Genomic DNA, 21,230 nt, shown 5'->3' on the forward strand with positions numbered 1-21,230 from the left:
GCTGCGCGCGGTCCGGGTTTCTGCTTCAGGCGATGACCCGGGCCGTGCCTGCTACCCGCTGCCGGGTTTGATATTCACCCTATGGAGCATTCCCATGAGCGTCACTGTTGAAGAGCGCAAGGCCACGAACAAGGCCCTGATCGATGAAGTGCTGAAGGCCTATCCGGAGAAGATGGCCAAACGGCGCGCCAAGCATTTGGGCACCTTCGAGGACGGCAAGCCCGACTGTGGCGTGAAATCCAACATCAAGTCATTGCCGGGCGTGATGACGATTCGCGGCTGCGCGTACGCCGGCTCGAAGGGTGTCGTGTGGGGGCCGATCAAGGACATGATCCACATCAGCCACGGCCCGGTCGGTTGCGGCCAGTACTCGTGGGCCGCGCGCCGCAACTACTACATCGGCACCACCGGCATCGACACCTTCGTGACGATGCAGTTCACCTCGGACTTCCAGGAAAAGGACATCGTCTTCGGCGGCGACAAGAAGCTCGACAAGATCATCGACGAGATTCAGGAACTGTTTCCGCTGAACAAGGGCATCTCGATCCAGAGCGAATGCCCGATCGGCCTGATCGGCGACGACATCGAGGCCGTCTCGAAGAAGAAGAGTGCGCAGTATGAAGGGCACACCATCGTGCCGGTGCGCTGCGAGGGTTTTCGCGGCGTCAGCCAGTCGCTGGGCCACCACCTCGCCAACGATGCGATCCGCGACTGGGTGTTCGACAAAGCCGATCCGGACAAGCGTCCCGATTTTGTTTCGACGTCGTATGACGTCGCGATCATCGGCGACTACAACATCGGCGGCGATGCGTGGTCGAGCCGGATTCTGCTCGAAGAAATCGGCCTGCGCGTGATCGCGCAATGGTCGGGCGACGGTTCGATCGCCGAACTCGAGAACACGCCGAAGGCCAAGCTCAACGTGCTGCACTGCTATCGCTCGATGAACTACATCAGCCGGCACATGGAAGAGAAGTACGGCATTCCCTGGGTCGAATACAACTTCTTCGGCCCGACGATGATCGAGAAGAGCTTGCGCGAAATCGCCAGCCATTTCGACGACACGATCAAGGCCAATGCGGAGAAGGTGATCGCCAGGTATCGTCCGCTGGTCGATGCGGTGAACGCGAAGTTCAGGCCGCGTCTGCAGGACAAGACGGTGATGCTGTTCGTCGGCGGTCTGCGTCCGCGCCACGTGATCGGCGCTTATGAAGACCTCGGCATGCACGTGGTCGGCACCGGCTACGAGTTCGGCCACAACGACGACTATCAGCGCACCACGCACTACGTGAAGGACGGCACGCTGATTTACGACGACGTGACCGGCTACGAGTTCGAGAAGTTCGTCGAGCAGATCCAGCCCGACCTGGTCGGCTCCGGCATCAAGGAAAAGTACGTATTCCAGAAGATGGGCGTGCCGTTCCGTCAGATGCATAGCTGGGACTATTCCGGCCCGTACCACGGCTATGACGGCTACGCCATTTTCGCGCGCGACATGGACATGGCCATTTCCAGCCCGGTGTGGGGGCTCGCCAGGGCGCCCTGGAAGAAAAGCGCCTAAGTCCCGGCGGCCGGCAAAGCGCCGGCTACCGCACCGATCAGCGGCCCGATCAACGGCCGGCAGGCCATTGACGCCATCGAATTGAAAATCAGGAGCATCCCATGCCCCAATCCGCAGACAAGATTCTCGATCACGAACTGCTGTTCCGTGAGCCCGAGTACCAGGAAATTTTCCGCACGAAAAAGGAAAACTTCGAATTCAACCATCCGGACGAGCAGGTCAAGCAGATCGTCGAGTGGACCAGGACCGAGGACTACAAGCAGAAGAATTTTGCGCGCGACTCGCTCACCGTCAACCCGGCCAAGGCTTGCCAGCCGCTCGGCGCGGTGTACGTCGCCAACGGCTTTCACAAGACGCTGAGTTTCGTGCACGGCTCGCAGGGTTGCGTGGCCTATTACCGCTCGCACTTCTCGCGTCACTTCAAGGAGCCGACGTCGTGCGTCAGCTCGTCGATGACCGAGGACGCGGCAGTGTTCGGCGGCATGAACAACATGATCGACGGCCTCGCCAACGCGTACAACCTGTACAAGCCCGACATGATCGCGGTCTCGACGACCTGCATGGCGGAAGTGATCGGCGATGACCTCGACGCGTTCATCAAGAACAGCAAGCAGAAGGGCAGCGTGCCGGAAGACTACGACGTGCCGTTCGCGCACACGCCGGCCTTCGTCGGCAGCCACGTCACCGGCTACGACAACGCGCTGCTCGGCATCCTCAAGCACTTCTGGGACGGCAAGGCCGGCACCACGGCGCCGCTCGAGCGCGTGCCCGATGACAGCGTCAACTTCATCGGCGGGTTCGACGGCTACGTGGTCGGCAACATGAAGGAAATTCGCCGCATCTTCGATTTGTTCGGCGTGCAGGTGAACCTCATCTGCGACCCGTCCGAAACATGGAATACGCCGACCGACGGCGAGTTCCGGATGTATGAAGGCGGCACGACCAAGGAGGAGGTCGAGCGCGCATTGAATGCGAAGGCGACCTTCGTGTTCCAGGAATACTGCTGCGAGAAGACCAGCAAGTTCATCGCCGAGCATGGTCAGGAAGTCGTGGTGCTGAACGCGCCGGTCGGCGTGGCGGGCACCGACCAGTTCCTGATGGAAATCTCGCGCGTGACCGGCAAGCCGATTCCGGCGCAACTGGAGAAGGAGCGCGGCCAGCTCGTCGACGCGATGGCCGATAGCCAGGCTCACCTGCACGGCAAGCGCTTCGCACTCTACGGCGACCCGGACCAGATGCTGGGCTACACACAGTTCCTGCTCGAACTCGGTGCCGAGCCGGCGCACGTGCTGGCGACCAACGGCAACGAAAGCTGGGCTGCGAAGGTGCAGGCGCTGTTCGACGCGTCGCCGTACGGCGCGGGCTGCAAGGTGTATCCGAAACGCGATCTGTGGCACATGCGCTCGCTGCTGTTCACGGAGCCGGTGGATTTCCTGATCGGCAACACCTACGGCAAATATCTCGAGCGCGATACCAAAACGCCGCTGATACGCATGGTGTTTCCGATCTTCGATCGCCACCACTACCATCGCTTCCCGACCTGGGGCTATGAAGGCGCGTTGCGGGTGCTGGTCACGCTGCTGGACGAGTTCTTCGAGGCGCTCGACGCCAACACGATCGTCGCGGCGAAGACCGACTACAGCTACGACATCATCCGCTGACGAGGAGCGCACGGCCATGACAGACATAGCAGATGCATCGGGCACGGCAGATGCGGTTCTGGTCAAGATGACGCAGGACGGCCGCAAGGTCGAGGTCATCGACGGCTGGGTCTGTCTGGCCGGCGTGCGCGAGGCCGACCACCTCGTTCCGCTGCTTGAACACCCCAACCGGCAGGTGATCGCCCAGTCGGTGCCGGGGGCCACGCATGTGGCCGGCCGGTTGCCGTTGACGCACGAGGAGACTGCGATTGCGCAGGGTGCAATGTCGGCGGCTCAGCGGCAGTTCGACGCGAGCCCGGCCGGCATCGCGCAGCGACTGCGCCGCGCGGTGTGGGCGAAGACCGCGGCGGAGGGTGTGGAGTAGCCGGGACACCGCTGAAAACAAAGTTGCTGCGCTGCATGCAGCCAGCCAGTCTGACGAACCTCAGCGAGGGAGCGGGAACGTGATCTATGTTGTCGAGCAATCAGACTCAGCAGCGCCGCGCGCGTGGTTCGCCTACGATGACGACGACTTTGCACGCAAGGTGGCGGCGTCCGACCCGTTGAGCCCTGCCGAGATCTACGACGAGGTAACGCCGCGCGAACTGCTCGCGCTGGTCGATCACCTTCCCGATGCAAACGGACGGGCAGCGTACCCGTCGATCTGTGCGGTGGGCGACGAGTATGGCTGGGACACCTTGCTCTACCGCGCCGATTATCTGCTCGGCCGGGGCGTGTGCCGGCGCGAGCTGGTGTCTGAACGCGATGCGCTGGCGGCTGCGCTGGCCGCGCGCGGCGGGCGTTGTTTGATCTACTGGAACGACCGTGACGCGATCGGCGCGTTCGAAGGCGCCGACCCATGTCTCGCGGGCGAATCGAACTGGCCGGCACGGCGCGCACTGTACGGGCAACTGGTGGCGCTGGAAGTGCTGGCCGACGACAACTGAGCTGCCCGTTGTCTGTGTCGCAAACCGTCTGTCGCAAACCGTTCAAACCCGCCATGACGATGCTCGCAAGCAGCGCGCTTCAGGGCCAATTGAACCGTTTTGAGGACATTCCCCGGTGGTATGGAACTTGCCACTAGAGAAACGTCCATCCATCAGGAGCCTGTCATGTCTGCTTCGCTCAACGCCAAGATCGCCGAAGTATTCGACGAACCCGGTTGCGACAAGAATCAAGGCAAGAGCGACAAGGAGCGCAAGAAGGGCTGCACGAAGCAGCTTTCGCCGGGCGCCGCGGCAGGCGGGTGCGCATTCGACGGCGCGAAGATCGCATTGCAGCCGGTGGTGGACGTCGCGCACCTCGTGCACGGGCCGATTGCCTGCGAAGGCAACTCGTGGGACAACCGGCACGCCGCTTCGTCCGGCTCGCAACTCTATCGCACCGGCTTCACCACCGACATCAATGAACTCGACGTGGTGTACGGCGGCGAGAAGCGGCTGTTCAGGAGCGTGCGCGAAATCATCGAGAAATACGATCCGCCGGCCATGTTCGTCTATCAGACCTGCGTCACCGCGCTGATCGGCGACGACATCGAGGCAGTCTGCAAGCGCGCCACCGAAAAATTCGGCAAGCCGGTGATCCCGGTCAATTCCCCAGGCTTCGCCGGACCGAAGAACCTGGGTAACAAGCTCGGCGGCGAGGCGATCCTCGACTATGTGATCGGCACGCGCGAGCCCGAGTACACGACGCCGTACGACATCAACATCATCGGCGAGTACAACCTGTCGGGCGAACTGTGGCAGACCAGGCCCCTGCTCGACGCGCTGGGCATCCGCATCCTCTCGTGCATCTCCGGCGATGGGCGCTACCACGAGATCGCCAGTTCGCATCGCGCCAGGGTCAACATGATGGTCTGCTCGAAGTCGATGATCAACATCGCGACGAAGATGCAGCAGCGCTACGGCATCCCTTACTTCGAGGGCTCGTTCTATGGGATCGGCGACATGAGCGACACGCTGCGCCAGATCGCCAGCCTGCTCGTGCAGCAAGGCGCGCCGGACGATCTGCTGGAGCGCACCGAGCGCCTGATCGCCGTCGAGGAAGCACGCGCCTGGGAGCGTATCGCGCACTACAAGGCGCGCCTCACCGGCAAGCGGGTGCTGCTCATCACCGGCGGCGTGAAGTCGTGGTCGGTGGTGGCCGCGCTCCAGGAAGCCGGGCTGGAAATCGTCGGCACCAGCATCAAGAAGAGCACGAAGGAAGACAAGGACAAGATCAAGGCGATCATGGGCGACGACGCGCACATGATCGACGACATGACGCCGCGCGAGATGTACGCGATGCTCAAGGACGCCCGCGCCGACATCATGCTGTCGGGCGGCCGCTCGCAGTTCGTCGCGCTGAAGGCGCGCATGCCGTGGCTCGACATCAATCAGGAACGCCATCACCCGTATGGCGGCTACGAGGGCATCGTCGAACTGGTGCATGAGATCGACCGCGCGATCTACAACCCGGTGTGGCAACAGGTGCGCATCCCGGCTCCGTGGGGCGACGACGGCGAGACGCTCGGTGCGGTGCAAGCGCAAGCCGCGCGCCCGCTGTCGAGCGCGGCGGCGTGGGCGATGAGCTTCGAACCCGGCGTGCCGGCCTGACGCCCCCGATCTGGAGAACATGCCATGGCCGAAGTCGTCGAATCGAAGAAAGCCTGTGCGGTCAATCCGCTCAAGATGAGCCAGCCGCTGGGCGCGAGCCTCGCCTTCCTCGGGCTCGATGCCTGCATGCCGGTGATGCACGGCTCGCAGGGCTGCACGTCGTTTGGCCTCGTGCTGCTGGTGCGCCACTTCAAGGAGGCGATCCCGCTGCAGACCACCGCCATGAACGAAGTCACCACTGTGCTCGGCGGCTACGAGAACATCGAGGCCGCGCTGCTGAACATCCGCAAGCGCGCCGCGCCGAAAATCATCGCGATCTGTTCAACGGGTCTTACCGAGACCAAGGGCGACGACGTCGAGGGCTATCTCGTCACGGTGCGCAAGCGCAAGCCCGAACTCGACGACACCGAAATCGTCTACGTGTCGACGCCCGACTATGTCGGCGCATTCGAAGACGGCTACCGGCATGCCATTACCGGCATCGTCAACGCGCTGGTCAAGCCGTTGCCGACGGTGGCCAATCAGGTCACGCTGCTGCCCGGCAGCCATCTGTCGCCTGGCGACATCGACGAACTGCGCGAGATCGTCGAAGCGTTCGGCTTCGATGTCATTGTGCTGCCCGACATTTCCGGTTCCCTCGACGGCCATATCGCGCCGGACTGGCGCGGCACCACACTGGGTGGGACCACGCTCGCGCAGATCCGGGCCGCCGGTGCATCGGCATTCACGATCGGCGTGGGCGAGCAGACGCGCGACGGTGCGCGGGCACTGCACGCGATCGCCGGCACCCCGTTCGACGTGTTCGAGCGGCTCACCGGACTGGAACCCAACGACCGCCTGCTGCAACTGCTCGCGCAACGCTCCGGGCGGCCCGTTCCCGCGAAATACCGCCGTCAGCGCAGCCAGTTGCTCGATGCGATGCTCGACGGCCATTTCTATACCGGCGGCATCAAGGTCGCGATCGGTGCGGAGCCCGATCTGCTGCTCGCGCTCGGCAGCCTGCTGCATGAGATGGGCGCGCAATTGCGCTGCTGCATCAGCACCACGCGATCGCCCGCGCACGCGTTGCTGCCCGCCGATCAGGTCGTGATCGGCGATCTCGAAGACATGGAACGCGCCGCGACGGACTGCGACCTGCTGATCACCCATTCGCACGGGCGCCAGATGGCCGGGCGTCTGCAAAAGCCGTTGTTGCGGATCGGCTTTCCGGTGTTCGACCGGGTGGGCAACGCGCATCGCCGCTACGTCGGCTACCGCGGCACGATGAACCTGATCTTCGAAATCGCCAATCTGATGATCGAGCAGATTCCGCATCACCATCCGGGCGACTGGCCGCTGCCGCAGGCCGCGATCGATCTGGCCGCGCGCGATCCGGCGCGGGAAGTGAACATTCCGGTCGTCGCGGCCGGCGCCTGATCCACCTCAAGGAGCACACAGCATGAAGATCGCGTTCGCCACTCAGGACAGGCAGTACGTCGATGCGCATTTTGGCTGGGCGAAGAGCATCGTCACTTATAACGTCACGCCGCACGGCTATCAGTTCGTCGAGGCGTTCGACTTCGGCGGCAAGCTCGAAGAGGACGGCGACGAGGACAAGCTCGCGCCCAAGCTCGAAGCCGTCAAGGATTGCGCGATCCTGTACGTCGCCGCGATCGGCGGTTCGGGCGCGGCGCGCGTGGTCGCGCTGAAGATTCACCCGATCAAGGTGCCGCAGCCCGAGTCCATCGAGGAGATCCTCGGCAAGCTGCAACAGGTGTTGAAGGGCACGCCGCCGCCGTGGCTGCGCAAGGCGCTGGCGAAGGATGGCGAACGTGTATACGACTTTGAAGACGACGGGGTATCTCATGGCTGAAGCCACCGCTGAATCATCCGCAGTTCCGGGCACGGCCAGCGACGAAACGCTGCTGGCGGCGCCGTTCGTGCAGCAGCTCGTCAAGCAGTTGCGCGCGCAGGACACCCACGGCGCGTGGGACGGCAAGTCCGACCTGCAACTGCTCAAGCCGTACATCCACACACCGGAAGAACGCCGCGCGATTCCGATCATCGGCGACCCCGATCCCGAAACGCTGTGGCGGCTTGAGATTTTCTACAGCGCGATTGCGGTGGCGATCGAGCGTCAGACCGGCCAGATGGTCTCGCCGATGATGAAGATGAGCCACGAGGGCTTTGGCCGCATGGTGTTGATCGCGGGGCGGCTCGTCGTCGTCAACAAGCAGTTGCGCGACGTGCACCGGTTTGGCTTCGCTTCGCTGGAGAAGCTCGCCGAGGCGGGCGGAAAGTTTCTCGACGAAGCGGTCGAGATGATCAGGACGTACCCCGCCGTCGCACAGTACGGCGCCTGAAGGAATCGTGAAGTGATCATGAAGGGAACCTGAAGGGAACATGACGATGAGTACCGATGCTGACGAACTCAAGGCGCGCCTGAAGAGACTCAACGCGCAGGCCACCCAGGCGAAGATGGACCTGCACGACCTGTCCGAGGAACTGCCGACCAACTGGGAGAACATTCTCGCTGTCGCCCAGCGTTGCCACGAAGCCCATGCCGCGCTGATGGAAGCCCGCAAGGCCGCCGCTGCGGCAGCGGCCTGAACCAGCGCGTAACCACGGAGGCACACCATGAGCGATACCTTCAGCGTTACGCTGCCGAGCGGCGCCACCTGGACGCCGACCTTCGTCAACACGCTCGACGAAGAAAAATGCATTGGTTGTGGACGCTGTTTCCGTGTCTGTCCACGCGGCGTGCTGGAACTCGTCGGGCTCGACGAGGACGGCGCGCATATCGCGCTGGACGGCGACGACGAAGACGAGGAGTACGAAAAGAAGGTGATGACGATCGCGCATCGGGAACTGTGCATCGGCTGCACCGCGTGCGCGAAGATCTGCCCGAAAAAGTGCTACACGCACGCGGCGGCCGTGCTCTGAGCGATGCCGCGATGAACGCCTATGCAACCCTGATGGCGTGCGCGGTGGAGGCGGGCGATCCCACCGTGCTGGCACTGGCCGGCGTGCTGTCGAGCGCGTTCGAGCGCCACGGCGTCGATGTGCTGCCGATGCCCGGGCTGGACGCCGACCAGACGCGCCGGATGCTTGCCCGCTGGTTCCCGGGCGCGGGGCCGGCGCTCGGCCTTGCGTGCCTCCCATGGGCTGGGTCTGCGAGCGGGCGTCGCGTCGAGCCGCGTGACGACGAACTCGAAGATCTGGTGGCGTTGCTCAACGACCATGCCGATCCCCGCGCCGGCCCGGCAGAGGAGGCGAACTGCGTCGCCCATGCTTTGGCCTGCGCAAGCCTCGGACAAAACCACCTTTGGCAAGACCTGCTTCTGCCGTCGCGGCGCGAGTTGTCCGCGTTGATCGGCCACTGGTTTCCGCGGCTCGCGGCGAAGAATACGCAAGACATGAAGTGGAAGAAGTTCTTCTACAAGCAACTGTGCGAACGCGAGGGTCTGTTCATCTGCAAGGCACCCAGTTGCGGCGTCTGTACGGACCACGGGCTTTGCTTTGGAGCCGAGTAGACAGAACCGCCCGGACCCTTCGGGCAGGTACGTTGCGGGTCCAGCTTGCCAGGCGTCTTCGGCAGATTCGCAGTGAGAAGGCGTGGGACTTGCTTAAGCATGTCCATCGTTATGTATCCAGGTATACAACCGATAAACCGAACCACCAACCGTACACACTCATGGATTCGTTCCGACCTGCCGCGTCCCAGGCGCCCCGCGCTCGCTGGACACCCTGCACCCGGGCCTGCTACCTGACGCTGCAATGGCCCGTGGTGGAGTCGCAGCAGCATGGGCCGCGCGCCCGGGCGTTGCCGCCCGCCTGCGTGCCCGCGCTGCCTCAACCGCCGCACCGGCTGCTCGCGATCTGCGACGAAGCGGGGCTGCGCGATCTGGTGCTGCACCATATGCAGCGGCTCAGACTGACGCCGCTGTTCGCGCGTGCGGGTCATTGCTTCGATTGTGTCGCATCGCGGGTGGCCGACTTCGTGGTCGAGTCCTGCGGCGGGCCGCTGCATTACAGCGAGCGGCATGCGCATCTGCAGGCGGGCTCCGGGCTGCCGTTGCTGCTTGACGAGGAGGGCCGCGAACTCTGGCTGGTGCAACTGTGGCACGCGTTCGACGATGTCGCTTTCCCGCCCGCGCTGCGCGCCGACTTCTGGAGCTGGGCGGAGCCGCTGTCCGTGCATCTGCTGGCGCCGCACGCGCGCCACGCCGGCCTGACGCGCTATCCCTACGACACGGTGCGTAGCTGGTTTCTCACGCCGGCAGCGGGCGAGCCGCTTGCGGGCCATGCCACGCGGCGCTCGCCATGACGCCTATGCCAACCGTCGTCGTCGCCGCCGTGATTTCACCTATCGCGAGCGGTGGGCGCAAAACTTGCCTTTGATGTCGGTCTTCCCACGAGAGAAGCTGTTATGTCGGATTCCACACAACGCTACGGTCTTTTCCTCAATGTCGAGAACCCCGACGGCGATGCGCGCGATGCGCTGACGCAAACCGTGCGTAATGCGATGGCGGCCGAAGCGTTCGGCTACCACGATGTGTGGGTCGCCGAGCACCATTACAGTTCATACGCGATCGGCAGTGCGCTGACGGTGCTGCTTGCCGGCATCGCGGCCCGTACCTCGACGATCCGTCTCGGCACCGGCGCATCGCTGCTGGCGCTGAACGACCCGCTGCGCGTCGCCGAGGATATCGCCACGCTCGATCTGCTGAGCGGAGGACGCATCGAATTCGGCGTAGCGCGTGGCGGCCCGTTTCCGGTGCAGTACCGGGCTGCGGGGATCGCGTCGGCGGATGACGCACGCGCGCGGATGTACGAAGCGCTCGCGTTGATACAGCGTTTATGGAGCGAGCCGGCGACGAGCTTCGACGGGCGCTTCTTCCATTGCAACGACGTCGCGTTGCAGCCGCGCCCGCTGCAGCAGCCGGTGCCGGTCTGGCTGGCGAGCCTCAGCGCCGATTCGCTGCGCCTCGCCGCTGAGCACGGATATGGGCTGATGGCGACGCCGTCGGCCGATCTGGCGCGCGTCGCCGACCAGGTGGCGAGGCAGCGTGCGCAGCGCGGCGATTTTCCGTTTGCGATTGCGCGCTTCTTTCATTGCGAGCCTGACCAGCGTGATGCGCTCGAGCACGGCGTGGCATGCGTGCGGTCTTATCCCCGGCTGATGCAGGTGCAGTTCGAAGCCGGCGCGTTACCGCCGATGTTCGCAGCTGACGCGCGCGAAGATGTGATCCTCGCGAATGCGGTGATCGGCGACCCCGCGCATTGCGCGGCGCAGGTGCGCCGCTTGAGCGAGCGGCTGGGACCACACCGCCTGCTGCTCAAGCCGGCGACGCACGATCCGGCTAAGGCACGAGCCGCACTGGCGTTGTTCGCGGAGGAACTGGGGCTGAGCCGCAGGTAACGCGCATGCTTGAACGCCCGCGCACTGGCCTGCATCTTGCGTTCAAGGCGTCATGTCGTTCACTTCACAACGAACCGTGTCGCCAATGTCGGATTCCCTACAAAACATAGACTGGTCGCCGTTGCTGCTGTCGCTGAAAGTGGCCGGGGTCGCCACCGTGCTCGCGCTTGCCGCGGGCATTGCGCTCGGCTGGATATTTGCGCGCCGGCGCTTTCCCGGCAGCTCGGTGCTCGAGGCCGTGTGCATGTTGCCGCTGGTGTTGCCGCCGACCGTGATCGGCTACGGCCTGCTGGTCGCGGCGGGCCGGCGCAGTGTCGCCGGCGCATGGCTTGACGAGCACTTCGACTACACGATCGTGTTCAACTGGCACGGCGCGGTTGCGGCGGCGGCCGTGGTGGCGTTGCCGCTGGTGCTGAAGTCGGCCAGTGCTTCGTTTGCCGGCGTCGACCCCACGCTCGAAGCGGCGGCGCGCACGCTTCGGCAGTCGCCGCTGTCGGTATTCATTCGCGTCACGTTGCCGCTCGCGTGGCCCGGCATTCTGGCCGGCACGCTGCTCGCGTTTGCGCGCGCCATGGGCGAGTTCGGCGCGACCTTGATGGTGGCCGGCGACATTCCCCGGCAAACCCAGACTCTTTCGATGGCGATCTACGACGCGATGCAGAGCGGCCAGGACCACACCGCACTGCTGCTCGTGCTGGTGACGTCCATGCTGTCCATCGCGGTGATGCTTGCGTCGAACCGCTTCTTCTCCCTTCGCTGACTACCGGGGAAATCCTCCGATGCGCTTTGTCCGTTTCCTCGCTATCGCGCTGCTCGCAGCGCTGCCGTTGCTCGCTTCGGCCCAGCAACTTACCGTCTCCGCCGCCGCAAGCCTGACCGACGCGTTCAACGAGATCGGCGCGAAGTTCGCGGCGACCCATCCCGGCGTGACCGTGCGCTTCAATTTCGCGGCCTCCGGGGTATTGCTTCAGCAGATCAGGCAAGGCGCGCCCGTCGATGTATTCGCCAGTGCGGATCAGGAAACCGTCGCGCGTGGCATCGATGCTCAACTGCTCGATGCGGGCACGAAGCAGGACTTCGCCGCCAATTCGGTGGTGCTGATCGTACCGGTGGAGGGAGCGCCGCTCGTGAAGACGCTGGCCGATCTGTCGAGTCCCGCGGTGAAGCGCATTGCGCTCGGCAAGCCGGCCACCGTGCCGGTCGGGCGCTACACGCAGCAGGCTCTGGAAAGGGCCGGGCGGTGGGGCGCGCTGGAGCCGAAGTTCGTGCAGGCAGAGAGCGTGCGTCAGGTACTCGACTACGTGTCGCGTGGCGAGGCCGAGGCCGGCTTCGTCTATCGCACGGACGCCATGCTGGCGCCCGGCAAGGTCCGGATCGCGCTGACCGTGGAGGGTCACGAGCCGGTGACCTATCCGGTCATCACGGTCAGCGCGAGCCGCCAGCAGCCGCTCGCGAAAGATTTCATCGCCTATCTGTCGACCCCGGCAGCGCAGAACGTGCTGGCGCGCTACGGCTTCGTTAAATCCTGACGAGGCTCGCGAATGATCGACATCGATCTGACCGCCACCGTTTCGGATCGCACGCGCCGCTTTACGCTGGCGACTCGCTTCGCGTCCGAAGCGCCGGTGGTGGCGCTCTATGGCGCTTCGGGCGCCGGCAAGTCGCTCACGCTGCAGGCGATCGCCGGGCTATTGCGGCCTGACAGGGGACATGTGCGCGTCGGCGGGCGCGTGCTGTTCGATTCGACGCGCGGTATCGACCTGCCGCCGGACCGGCGCGGCGTAGGCTATCTGTTCCAGCACTACGCGCTGTTTCCGCATCTGTCGGTGCGCGAGAACGTGGCCTTCGGATTGACTAACTGGTGGCGGCGCGGCCTGTCGAGCGATCGCGCCGCGCGGGTCGACGCGCTGCTGCAGAGCTTCGAACTCACCGAACTGGCGCGCAGCCGCCCGGCTGTATTGTCGGGCGGGCAGCAGCAGCGCGTGGCGCTGGCCCGTGCGCTCGCGTGCGGGCCGGAGCTGTTGTTGCTGGACGAGCCCTTTGCCGCGCTGAACCCGCTGCTGCGTCATGACTTGCGCGGACAACTCGCCGATGTGTTCAGGCGCTGGAAGATGCCCGTCGTGATGATCACGCACGATGTCGACGATGTGCTTGCGCTCGCCGATGTCGCCTTTGTCGTCGAGCACGGCCAGGTGGTCCGCGAGGTCGACATGCGCAGCGGCGAAGGCCGCGACATCATGCGCCGCTCGTTGGAGCCGGAACTGGATGCCGCGCCGCTCACGGCGCGCGAACGACGCGTGCGTGCGCTGCTCCAGGCACCGGTCGACGGCTAATGCACGCGAATCGGTCGCTGACGCCGGTTGCCGCCGATTTTCTGGGGATTTGGCGTAAGCTCCGAACCATCAATCGAAACTTCCTGCGCGAGCAGGACGCGTGGCTTAACCAACTGCCGGCGCTGGCCGGCCTTCTCAGGAGAATGGCAATGAAAACGACCGCACGCAACCAGTTTGTCGGGACGATCGATGCGATCGAGCCGGGGCCGGTGACCACTCAGGTCTCGGTCACGATCGCCGGCGGCCAGCAAATTGTCGCGACGATGACTAGCGCTGCGGCCGATCGTCTCAAGCTCACCGTGGGCAAGGAGGCGATTGCGCTGATCAAGTCTTCGGCGGTCGTGCTGGTGGTCGATTTTGCCGGCTACGTGCTGTCGGCGCGCAACCAGTTCGCCGGGACGATTTCTCGTCTCGAGCGCGGCGCGGTGTCGTCGCTGGTGGTGCTGACGCTTCCGGGCGGCGTGAATCTGACGGCCAGCGTGACGAACGATGCAGTGGATGCGCTTGCGCTAGCTGTTGGGCAGCAGGCGACAGCGGTATTCAAGGCCTATTCGGTGATGGTGGCCGTCGCGTCGGCGTGAGCTTCGGCACGTCCGCGTGCAACTGCAGGCTGTGTCGTCAACGAAGCGGGGATATTCTCCACCTCTGTGCGAGCCCGCCGACGCCTGAGGGTGAAAGGCCATTTGACGACACGCGACGAATTTCTGCCGGAAATGCGGGTGAAACGCCGCAACACTGAAGATGCGTCGGTGGGACACACCCGACATCGTGTAGGCGATAGAGATGCGCGGCTCGCGCGCAAGCACGAAAACGATGCCCTGCATGAGCAGGTCGTCGCGGGGAAGCCGGCAAGACGCCGGCTTCCCCCTTTGTGCCGTCAAGATTTAGTTTGCTTTTCGACGGCATTGAGCGCATGGTGAAGTGATCCAGATGTACATGGCCGTACGTTTTTCGCATCCGGACAGGCATGGTTCCATGACGGTCGGTATTGCTTAAGGAGTGCGCGTCATCACGACCATTTCCACCATCGAATACAGAGGGTACGAGCTACGTGCGTACTCTCACCAGGTATTCCCGCTGCACCGTGACCCGTATGCCAAAGGTCCAAGGCAGTTCTCATCGATCGTGCGAATCGACACCATTCCGTCCAGCGAGGTCAAGGCCCGGCGCTATGCAACGTTGTTCGACATGGTAAGTCCCACCACCGCGGAAGACGCCATCGACCTCGCGATGCATTTCGGCAAAGACAGCGTCGATGGCAAGGTTGAGGCGAGCGGACTCTGACACACCGAATGCCAGTCAGTCCACCGCTTGAGTGGAGCAGGTCATGCAATATCCGCTTTATGTGCACCGCGACGGCGATACCGGCTTTCGCGCCAGTTTTCCCGATTTTCCCCGCGCCGCTGCGCGTGGCCATTCGTTCGATGAACTGAAACGCAACGCGCAGGAGGTTATCGAATTGATGTACGACCGCAGCGAGCAACTCATACCCGCTCCTACCTGCAGTACGTCGGAATTGCATACGCTCGACATGGACGACGGACAAGGGATCTGGATGTTCACCGAGATCAATCTGGCGCGGGTTACCTCGAAAGCCGTGGGCGTTCAATTCAGTCTGCTCGAGAGTCTGCTGCAGCGAGTCGATGCAGCAGCAAAACAACGTCACATGACGCGCTCCACGTTCATGACGCAGGCTGTCGTACATGAACTTGAGAACCGATACGAAAGGCAATTGTCCTGTACGCCGGTTTCCCGGTGGGTGTTCGTGGACGGATGACACCGCTCGCGCTACGACGGGCGTCAAGAATCAAACCCGAACTTACGATGTGTCGCGTCGTCCCGACTATCGAGGGCGGCGCCAACTACCTGTTGGCGAACCAGTTTGTTCCATAGTAGGAGTGCATCATGATTGATGACCAGGTAAATGCCGAAGAACTGGCAGAAAGCAGAAGACAGAGAGAGGCCGCAGCGAATGCGACGGATGATGGCATGCCGGTGGCCCCGGAAAATGAAAAGCAAGTCGTCGAAGGGCCTCAATACAGAGCGCCGAAGCAATGGGTCAGGCACGCAAGAAAATGGCTGGGTGCTGGAAGCGGCTTTATGCGACCTTGAACGTTGGTGACTCATAAGGAAGATATTGTTCCGCCCTGAGACGGCGGAAGCGGAAGAACCGGCGAAGCGTCGGTTTCTCTTGCGGTGGCGCGGCATCGTCCCGGTACGAGGGTCCAATGGTGCCGGAGTAGCGGAATGGGGCCTGCTCACGATGGCGGGCGAAGTGAATTTCCGCCCGCATCGCATCAGATCACCGAGACCATATCACTCCTTTCCCCCACCGTTGATCCCGCTGCCACTTCGCCATACCTGCTTTCCCCGCTCGGAGAGCTCGCCGCAACTATGCTCCGCGTCGGCCTCCGTCCCTTCTACCGCCATTTCGCCGCCTGCCTGTTCCTGCGCCTTTTGCTTCTGCCCGTGCCGCGCTGCCACGGCTTCATCGTGCGACCTGCCTGCGTAATTCATGGTCATCTCGCCAACTCCTCTAAAAAGTAGTCTTTGCAACCTGACAATCTGCCCAGCGCGTGTCATTTCTCGAGCGACAATCCCAATTGCTTGCGTAGCCTGTCCAATACGTGGTGTTCACCCATCCAACGGATCTCCCGCTTCCGCAGAAGGCTGCGCCTGTATCGTCGCAGCGACACGCCGAACATCAGCGCCAGCCCGACCGCGATGCCCCACATTGCGTACGTCATATCATCCTTTTCAATCTGTTCTCGCTTTACATCAGGCGACAAACCGCGCGATAGAGAAATAGCACGCGCGCGCCCCGGCGCTTCCAAATATCACGTTGAATCACTCAGTGCTTATGGCGCAGCCAGTCGCGAATCGGATGCGCGTCCAGCCAACGGGTCACCGGCTCGTCCTTGTGTTCTCGCCGGTACCGTGCCGCTGTGAATATCGCGACGCACAGCACCACCACGATCCCCACTACAAAACTGATCATTGACTGGCTCATGGCAACCTCCTTTGAGGCCAGAACCATGCTTATATTTTAGGTGACCAGAGAAATAGCAGGAGCCAGCCAGAGAGGACCACCGTCTGGCTTGTCGGAAACGCCGGTTTTCGGAGCTTGCCCAAGACGCCGCGAAGTCTGTCCGGCCGTCACCCTTGCTCCGGCGCACAATGCACGGCGAAGGTCACAAGCTTTGCCGGGCCGAAAGTGTTGCTTATCGCGACATCGGCAGCATCTCGTCCGCGGGCCATCAACACCCGTCCAGTGCGCTGCACGTTGTTGCGCGGGTCGAATGTCTGCCAGCAGCCGCCGACATACGCCTCGAACCAGGCCGCGAAGTCCATGGCGCTGTAGGGTGGGGCCACACCGATGTCACTGATATATCCCGTGCAGTAACGCGCCGGAATGTTCATGGCCCGGCAGAATGTGACTGCCAGATGGGCAAAATCGCGACACACTCCCCGCCGCTCGTGGTAGACCTGCCACGCTGTTTTGGTCGATCGGGCAAACTCGTACCCAAAGACAATATGGCGATGAACAAAATCACAGATCGCTTGCACCCGATCGCGGCCGGGCGACGATTTGCCGAAAAGCTGCCACGCGACATCGGACAACAAATCGGTCTCGCAATAGCGGCTACCTAGCAGAAACACCATGCATTCGTCAGGCAATTCCTCGACCGGATGCTGGTAACCGTAAGGCTCCCGCTCTTCGGGTTGGTCGGAAATCTCAAGCAACGCGGTGGTCGACAATTCGATTCGACCCGGCGGTGCGACGAGCCGGCTACAGAGATTACCGAAACCATCCCGATACTGCAGGATGGTCACCGATGGGGCGACGACAAGCAGATCCGCCGACAATACATCCTGCGCGCGCGAGTAGTGCGTGTTCAGCATCAGCATCATGGGGGTGTACTGCACGCACTCGTAAATCAGTTCATAACCAACACGAAGTTTCATTGCAGCGGCCTTTCGCAGAAAGATTCAACAGCGGTCCTCGGTGACACTCACTTCGACATCCAAACCGCGAAACGAGTCTGGCGTCCCTGTCCAGGTTCCCCACAAGGGCAAGGCCTGATGCTGATCCCACGCCACGGCTACCCGGATCAGGTGCTGATTTCCGATAATGCTGTTGGTCGGATCGAAATCCACCCAGCCCGCGCCCGGCAGGAAGATCTGCAGCCATGCGTGTGTGGCACCACCTCCTTGAGTGGCGTCGTGATCCGGAACAAAGACGTAGCCACTTACGAACCGTGCGGCGAGGCCAAGGGAGCGAACTGCGTCGATCATGAGAACGGCGAAATCGCGGCAGCTGCCACTACGACGGCACAACGTATCAGCCGGGAGGTAGACACCCTTTTCCGCGCGCCGGACATAAAGAAATCCGTCTTTGATCTCCGTCGTCATGGCCCGCAGGAGCGCCATTGTCGACGTGTTGCCACCTCGCGCAATGAAACTGTGCGCCCACCTGTCGACGGCCGCATCAGGATACCGTCGGCTGCGCGCATTCACGAGGTCTGTGGCCTCCTCGTTGGTGTACGCGAACGGCCAGGTCGCGGCATAGGGCTCGATCGCATATTCAGGCAGTGGCGCTTCGTAGTGCTCGAGCGTGACCGTGCTATCGAACAGGAGTTGAGATGCTTCGTCGGAAAACGTGGCTATTGCGACCGAATTGTCGAACACATCGTGCAGCCAGTGCAGGCGGGCAGGTGTCGGCGTAATGCACAATTGTGAGGTCACGAGACGCAGGTCATGGCCGGAGCGTGGGCGAAACATCATCCGATGCTCACCGAAACTCACTGGCTCAGAATAGCGATAGGTGCTCTTATGTCGAACAGTGAGGCATCGCGGCCCACTCATGTCGTTCTACCTGATTCAAGCGTCACTGCTGCTGCACGAAACCTGCAGTGACAGTGTGATCTGGCCTTCAACTTCAAGAAGGACCTGCACAGCGTCTTAACCGAATTTTCCAGCTCGGGTGCATGATTCGACAGGCATGTCTTCCAGCATACACGGATATAAAAAGTTAAAAGTCCTCATTTCGAATTTGCTGATTGAACACTACGGCGTCACGGAGTGGCATCGGCAAATTACGCTATGCAATTCCTCGCGCTTGCTGTGGCAACAAGGCAAGGACCCGTGAACCTGGCGGGGGTTCACGTCACATGAAAGGGCCGTGCGCGCAGAGTGTCGGCGCGGTGCGCGGGGAAAGTCGCCTGAATGAGCGTTTCGCGATTGCACTTGCATCGCTGCGGTAAAGAGCGCACTCTCGTCATGTTCGATGTGCGTGGCCGCTGGTTCTTCATCGACTCCTTGCGATTGCTTCGGTCAATAAGGCTCCCCAGAAAGCACACCACAACGATCCCGACAGCGAATATCGTGGCGGCAAACTTCGTGAGTCATCCAGTCTGCGTTTGCCCTATTTCGGTAGTCGACTTGCCTGGCGCTCGAGACGCTTCTCCAAAAATTGTCTGAATCGGGACGTTTTCAATGACGTAATCGACTCGGCAATATTCTGTGATCTGCAGGAGCGCAAACACGGGCAGCGCTGTGGGGTTCGGCCCGGCATTCGGTGCGCAGGAGTTGCTGCAGGCGGTAAGCTCGCAAGCACCCGATCGCGCCTCTCATGCGGGGTGCCGTCCACGAAATCCGCTTGTCGCGTCGGCCTCGATATTTGAATTTTTTTACAGGAACCAGCATGCCAAAGCAAACCAAAGTGTACTCAGCCTCATCTGTCAGGCAAAGCGACTTCATCGTCACGCAGAAGGCGCGCGCCTCTGCGCTGGAGAAGGCGGAAAACGAGCGCGCCCAGAAGCGGCGCGATAATGACGCCCGCATCAATGTCAACGCGAGCAAGTGGCGATATATCTGTTCCGGTGAGTAGGTGGGGAAAGGTAGCGCGGTGCTCAACTTTCCTAATCCCAGTCGCATCTACGACGCTTCCAGACACTGTGTGTGCTTCTGGGGCTACGACAATTCTCGCGAGATTGCCTTTCTGGTCGACGATGCGATGCTGACGAAACTGAACCCTGACATGGGTTCTGACGAGCCCGCGTTGCTGGCAGCCTTCGACCGCAATCGCGACCGAATTCTGGAACTTGCCAGAGACCTTTATAGCGGTGGCCCCCGGAGCAGGTACACGATCGCGTGAATGAGGTGGCCTGTCGGCACGAGCACCACACGTGCGCCTTCCTGCTGACGCGGACGGGGCCGCAGGCAATCACCGGCTTACGTTGCGACCTGGCAACCCTTCGGGCCGACGCAAGTCTCGTGCGTTCGATTATGGGTAGCCACCTGCCGGAAATGCGGGAGCCAAACCTGGCGCAGCTTTGCAGACGATTGTAGGAGTCGGCTGCCTTCCGCCATTAAGATTCCCGGGGATTCCCAGGGCGTCTTGTACCGAAACCATCGTGCCCGACAATTTCAGGTCAGGTGTGCACAATCCCGGCTTTTACGACCCCATCGCACACCGCACTCACGGTGCGATGGCCGCCTCGCATTGTTCCGTTGCAGCCGTCCCCAATACGTTGGGTACAGTGCAGCCCTGCTCGCGACTAGTTCGATTTACTGGATAATGCGAATTCTCGAGTGCAGTTGAAACCGGCAAAGAGCGTGCATGCAGATCAAATGGCTGGAAGATTTCAGGGAACTGGCAAAGACGCGCAGTTTCAGCCGTGCAGCCGAAAATCGTAGCGTTACCCATCCGGCCTTCGGTCGACGCATCAGGGCATTGGAGGAATGGGTGGGCACAGCGTTGGTCGACCGCGGAGTGCAGCCGGTCGCCTTGACGCCAGCTGGGCGGCTATTTTTGGATGCTGCGTCCAATGCCATTGATGACTTGAATGAAGCACGCTGGTTACTGCGTGAAGTCGAACTCCCGGTCGCGCTCAAAATCGGTACGGGCAGGACCCTCGCGCGCACGTTCGTGCCGGGCTGGTATCAGGATCTGTATGAGCAGCGCGGCCCTTTTCCGATTAGCGTGACGACCGGCGGCACGCAGGGAGGCGTGCTGGAACTCGCCGATGGCACGACCGACCTGCTCATATCCTATGCGAGTCCGCAGGCCGATGCGTTGCTCGATCCGCGGAAATACGACCACTGCCGGTTGGACAGCGAGACGCTTGTACCGGTCAGCATTCCCGATAAGCGCGGACATCCGCGTTTCAGGCTGCCCGGTTCGGCCGGCTCGCCGTTGCCATGGCTTGCGTTTTCCCGCGGCCTGACGCTTCGGCAAATCCTCGACAGTCATCTCGCAGCAACTGACCAGAAAGCCTTTCTAACGCCCGTGTTCCAGGCTGATTTCTATGAAGCCGTGGAGGAAATGGCCTTGCGGGGTTTTGGCATGGCGTGGCTGCCGCACCGGCTGGTAAAGAACGACCTCGGTGCTGGCGCGTTGTGTCTTGCGGGCGTCAAGGAATGGAACATTCGCGTTGACATCAGCATGTACCGCGTACGCAGCAATCAGAACGCGTTGCTGGACGAGGTCTGGAAACTTGCCATCTCCAACGCCCAGCGGCTGGGCTAGCAACAAACGCTCGCCACCCGTACGCAACGGCGGTTGCTCAAAGTAGCCCGACCTTGTGCCAAAACGGCACAGACGGTCTTTTTGCGCTCCATAGACTCCTTCGAACCCCTCGCCGACTAGACGGACAAACCTGGCGGGGAGACTTTGAGGAGAGAACTATGCTCGCGAGAACG

27 protein-coding genes and 1 pseudogene are annotated in these 21,230 nt (G+C 62.4%); 23 read left to right on the forward strand and 5 right to left on the reverse strand.

Annotated features, from left to right (window positions below; all coding sequences use genetic code 11):
- Window positions 1-94: 94 nt before the first annotated feature.
- From nifD to AC07WT_RS24855, 20 genes and pseudogenes are all read left to right on the forward strand, one after another.
- Window positions 95-1,558: a nitrogenase molybdenum-iron protein alpha chain gene (nifD, locus tag AC07WT_RS24760; RefSeq protein ID WP_494948962.1), complete on the forward strand. Its 1,464-nt coding sequence runs from the start codon at window positions 95-97 to the stop codon at window positions 1,556-1,558.
- A 101-nt stretch (window positions 1,559-1,659) separates the two neighbouring features.
- Window positions 1,660-3,219 (forward strand): nitrogenase molybdenum-iron protein subunit beta, encoded by a 1,560-nt coding sequence (gene nifK, locus AC07WT_RS24765; protein ID WP_492593465.1) that lies wholly within the window; start codon window positions 1,660-1,662, stop codon window positions 3,217-3,219.
- Between the two features lie 16 nt (window positions 3,220-3,235).
- Window positions 3,236-3,583: a hypothetical protein gene (locus tag AC07WT_RS24770; RefSeq protein ID WP_492593464.1), complete on the forward strand. Its 348-nt coding sequence runs from the start codon at window positions 3,236-3,238 to the stop codon at window positions 3,581-3,583.
- 79 nt (window positions 3,584-3,662) lie between these two features.
- The gene (locus tag AC07WT_RS24775) at window positions 3,663-4,145 is read left to right on the forward strand and encodes a hypothetical protein (protein WP_494948963.1); all 483 of its coding nucleotides are present in this window, start codon (window positions 3,663-3,665) and stop codon (window positions 4,143-4,145) included.
- A gap of 165 nt (window positions 4,146-4,310) precedes the next feature.
- Complete coding sequence (gene nifE, locus AC07WT_RS24780; RefSeq protein WP_494948964.1) at window positions 4,311-5,792, forward strand: nitrogenase iron-molybdenum cofactor biosynthesis protein NifE; 1,482 nt, start codon at window positions 4,311-4,313, stop codon at window positions 5,790-5,792.
- A gap of 24 nt (window positions 5,793-5,816) precedes the next feature.
- The gene (gene nifN, locus AC07WT_RS24785; protein WP_494948965.1) at window positions 5,817-7,208 is read left to right on the forward strand and encodes a nitrogenase iron-molybdenum cofactor biosynthesis protein NifN; all 1,392 of its coding nucleotides are present in this window, start codon (window positions 5,817-5,819) and stop codon (window positions 7,206-7,208) included.
- A gap of 22 nt (window positions 7,209-7,230) precedes the next feature.
- Entirely contained in the window at window positions 7,231-7,644 is a 414-nt protein-coding gene (gene nifX / locus AC07WT_RS24790) for a nitrogen fixation protein NifX (RefSeq protein WP_494948966.1), read from the forward strand.
- A complete protein-coding gene (locus AC07WT_RS24795; RefSeq protein ID WP_494948967.1) occupies window positions 7,637-8,134 on the forward strand; it encodes a NifX-associated nitrogen fixation protein in 498 nt (165 codons plus the stop codon). The genes nifX and AC07WT_RS24795 overlap by 8 nt, the downstream gene beginning before the upstream one ends.
- Before the next feature lie 46 nt (window positions 8,135-8,180).
- Window positions 8,181-8,381 carry a CCE_0567 family metalloprotein gene (locus AC07WT_RS24800; RefSeq protein WP_494948968.1) on the forward strand — a complete coding sequence of 67 codons (201 nt, stop codon included), beginning with the start codon at window positions 8,181-8,183 and terminating at the stop codon, window positions 8,379-8,381.
- 27 nt (window positions 8,382-8,408) lie between these two features.
- Window positions 8,409-8,714, forward strand: coding sequence for a ferredoxin III, nif-specific (fdxB, locus tag AC07WT_RS24805; protein ID WP_494948969.1), 306 nt, complete (start codon window positions 8,409-8,411; stop codon window positions 8,712-8,714).
- Window positions 8,715-8,725: 11 nt separating this feature from the next.
- Window positions 8,726-9,304, forward strand: a complete 579-nt coding sequence (locus AC07WT_RS24810; RefSeq protein WP_494948970.1) for a nitrogen fixation protein NifQ — start codon at window positions 8,726-8,728, stop codon at window positions 9,302-9,304.
- A gap of 161 nt (window positions 9,305-9,465) precedes the next feature.
- Entirely contained in the window at window positions 9,466-10,098 is a 633-nt protein-coding gene (locus AC07WT_RS24815; RefSeq protein ID WP_492593455.1) for a globin family protein, read from the forward strand.
- A 102-nt stretch (window positions 10,099-10,200) separates the two neighbouring features.
- Window positions 10,201-11,193 carry an LLM class flavin-dependent oxidoreductase gene (locus tag AC07WT_RS24820; RefSeq protein WP_494948971.1) on the forward strand — a complete coding sequence of 331 codons (993 nt, stop codon included), beginning with the start codon at window positions 10,201-10,203 and terminating at the stop codon, window positions 11,191-11,193.
- Window positions 11,194-11,278: 85 nt separating this feature from the next.
- Window positions 11,279-11,953 (forward strand): molybdate ABC transporter permease subunit, encoded by a 675-nt coding sequence (modB, locus tag AC07WT_RS24825; RefSeq protein WP_494948972.1) that lies wholly within the window; start codon window positions 11,279-11,281, stop codon window positions 11,951-11,953.
- A 19-nt stretch (window positions 11,954-11,972) separates the two neighbouring features.
- Window positions 11,973-12,722: a molybdate ABC transporter substrate-binding protein gene (modA, locus tag AC07WT_RS24830; protein ID WP_494948973.1), complete on the forward strand. Its 750-nt coding sequence runs from the start codon at window positions 11,973-11,975 to the stop codon at window positions 12,720-12,722.
- A gap of 12 nt (window positions 12,723-12,734) precedes the next feature.
- Window positions 12,735-13,526 (forward strand): ATP-binding cassette domain-containing protein, encoded by a 792-nt coding sequence (locus AC07WT_RS24835; protein WP_494948974.1) that lies wholly within the window; start codon window positions 12,735-12,737, stop codon window positions 13,524-13,526.
- Window positions 13,527-13,543: 17 nt separating this feature from the next.
- Window positions 13,544-14,107 (forward strand): annotated as a pseudogene (locus tag AC07WT_RS24840) (TOBE domain-containing protein); the annotation flags it as partial.
- A gap of 418 nt (window positions 14,108-14,525) precedes the next feature.
- Window positions 14,526-14,810: a hypothetical protein gene (locus tag AC07WT_RS24845; RefSeq protein ID WP_494948975.1), complete on the forward strand. Its 285-nt coding sequence runs from the start codon at window positions 14,526-14,528 to the stop codon at window positions 14,808-14,810.
- Window positions 14,811-14,841: 31 nt separating this feature from the next.
- Window positions 14,842-15,303 carry a type II toxin-antitoxin system HicB family antitoxin gene (locus AC07WT_RS24850; protein ID WP_494948976.1) on the forward strand — a complete coding sequence of 154 codons (462 nt, stop codon included), beginning with the start codon at window positions 14,842-14,844 and terminating at the stop codon, window positions 15,301-15,303.
- Window positions 15,304-15,431: 128 nt separating this feature from the next.
- A complete protein-coding gene (locus AC07WT_RS24855) occupies window positions 15,432-15,638 on the forward strand; it encodes a hypothetical protein (protein ID WP_492593449.1) in 207 nt (68 codons plus the stop codon).
- A 204-nt stretch (window positions 15,639-15,842) separates the two neighbouring features.
- Here the strand turns inward: AC07WT_RS24855 and AC07WT_RS24860 are convergent, their stop codons facing one another.
- The 5 genes from AC07WT_RS24860 to AC07WT_RS24880 all read right to left on the reverse strand — a co-directional run bounded on the left by AC07WT_RS24860 (window position 15,843) and on the right by AC07WT_RS24880 (window position 18,392).
- A complete protein-coding gene (locus AC07WT_RS24860) occupies window positions 15,843-16,049 on the reverse strand; it encodes a hypothetical protein (RefSeq protein ID WP_492594609.1) in 207 nt (68 codons plus the stop codon).
- A gap of 56 nt (window positions 16,050-16,105) precedes the next feature.
- Window positions 16,106-16,273 (reverse strand): hypothetical protein, encoded by a 168-nt coding sequence (locus AC07WT_RS24865; RefSeq protein WP_494948977.1) that lies wholly within the window; start codon window positions 16,271-16,273, stop codon window positions 16,106-16,108.
- A gap of 104 nt (window positions 16,274-16,377) precedes the next feature.
- The gene (locus AC07WT_RS24870; RefSeq protein WP_494948978.1) at window positions 16,378-16,536 is read right to left on the reverse strand and encodes a hypothetical protein; all 159 of its coding nucleotides are present in this window, start codon (window positions 16,534-16,536) and stop codon (window positions 16,378-16,380) included.
- A gap of 146 nt (window positions 16,537-16,682) precedes the next feature.
- Window positions 16,683-17,492 (reverse strand): transglutaminase-like domain-containing protein, encoded by an 810-nt coding sequence (locus tag AC07WT_RS24875; RefSeq protein ID WP_494948979.1) that lies wholly within the window; start codon window positions 17,490-17,492, stop codon window positions 16,683-16,685.
- Between the two features lie 24 nt (window positions 17,493-17,516).
- Complete coding sequence (locus tag AC07WT_RS24880; RefSeq protein ID WP_494948980.1) at window positions 17,517-18,392, reverse strand: transglutaminase family protein; 876 nt, start codon at window positions 18,390-18,392, stop codon at window positions 17,517-17,519.
- Window positions 18,393-19,230: 838 nt separating this feature from the next.
- Here AC07WT_RS24880 and AC07WT_RS24885 point away from each other — a divergent pair.
- The 3 genes from AC07WT_RS24885 to AC07WT_RS24895 all read left to right on the forward strand — a co-directional run bounded on the left by AC07WT_RS24885 (window position 19,231) and on the right by AC07WT_RS24895 (window position 21,057).
- Window positions 19,231-19,416, forward strand: a complete 186-nt coding sequence (locus AC07WT_RS24885) for a hypothetical protein (RefSeq protein ID WP_492594613.1) — start codon at window positions 19,231-19,233, stop codon at window positions 19,414-19,416.
- The gene (locus tag AC07WT_RS24890; RefSeq protein WP_492594614.1) at window positions 19,417-19,683 is read left to right on the forward strand and encodes a DUF1488 family protein; all 267 of its coding nucleotides are present in this window, start codon (window positions 19,417-19,419) and stop codon (window positions 19,681-19,683) included. It abuts the gene before it with no gap.
- 465 nt (window positions 19,684-20,148) lie between these two features.
- Complete coding sequence (locus tag AC07WT_RS24895) at window positions 20,149-21,057, forward strand: LysR substrate-binding domain-containing protein (RefSeq protein WP_494948981.1); 909 nt, start codon at window positions 20,149-20,151, stop codon at window positions 21,055-21,057.
- Window positions 21,058-21,230 lie beyond the last annotated feature (173 nt).

The organism is Paraburkholderia sp. GW821-FHT02A12 (genome assembly GCF_059422005.1).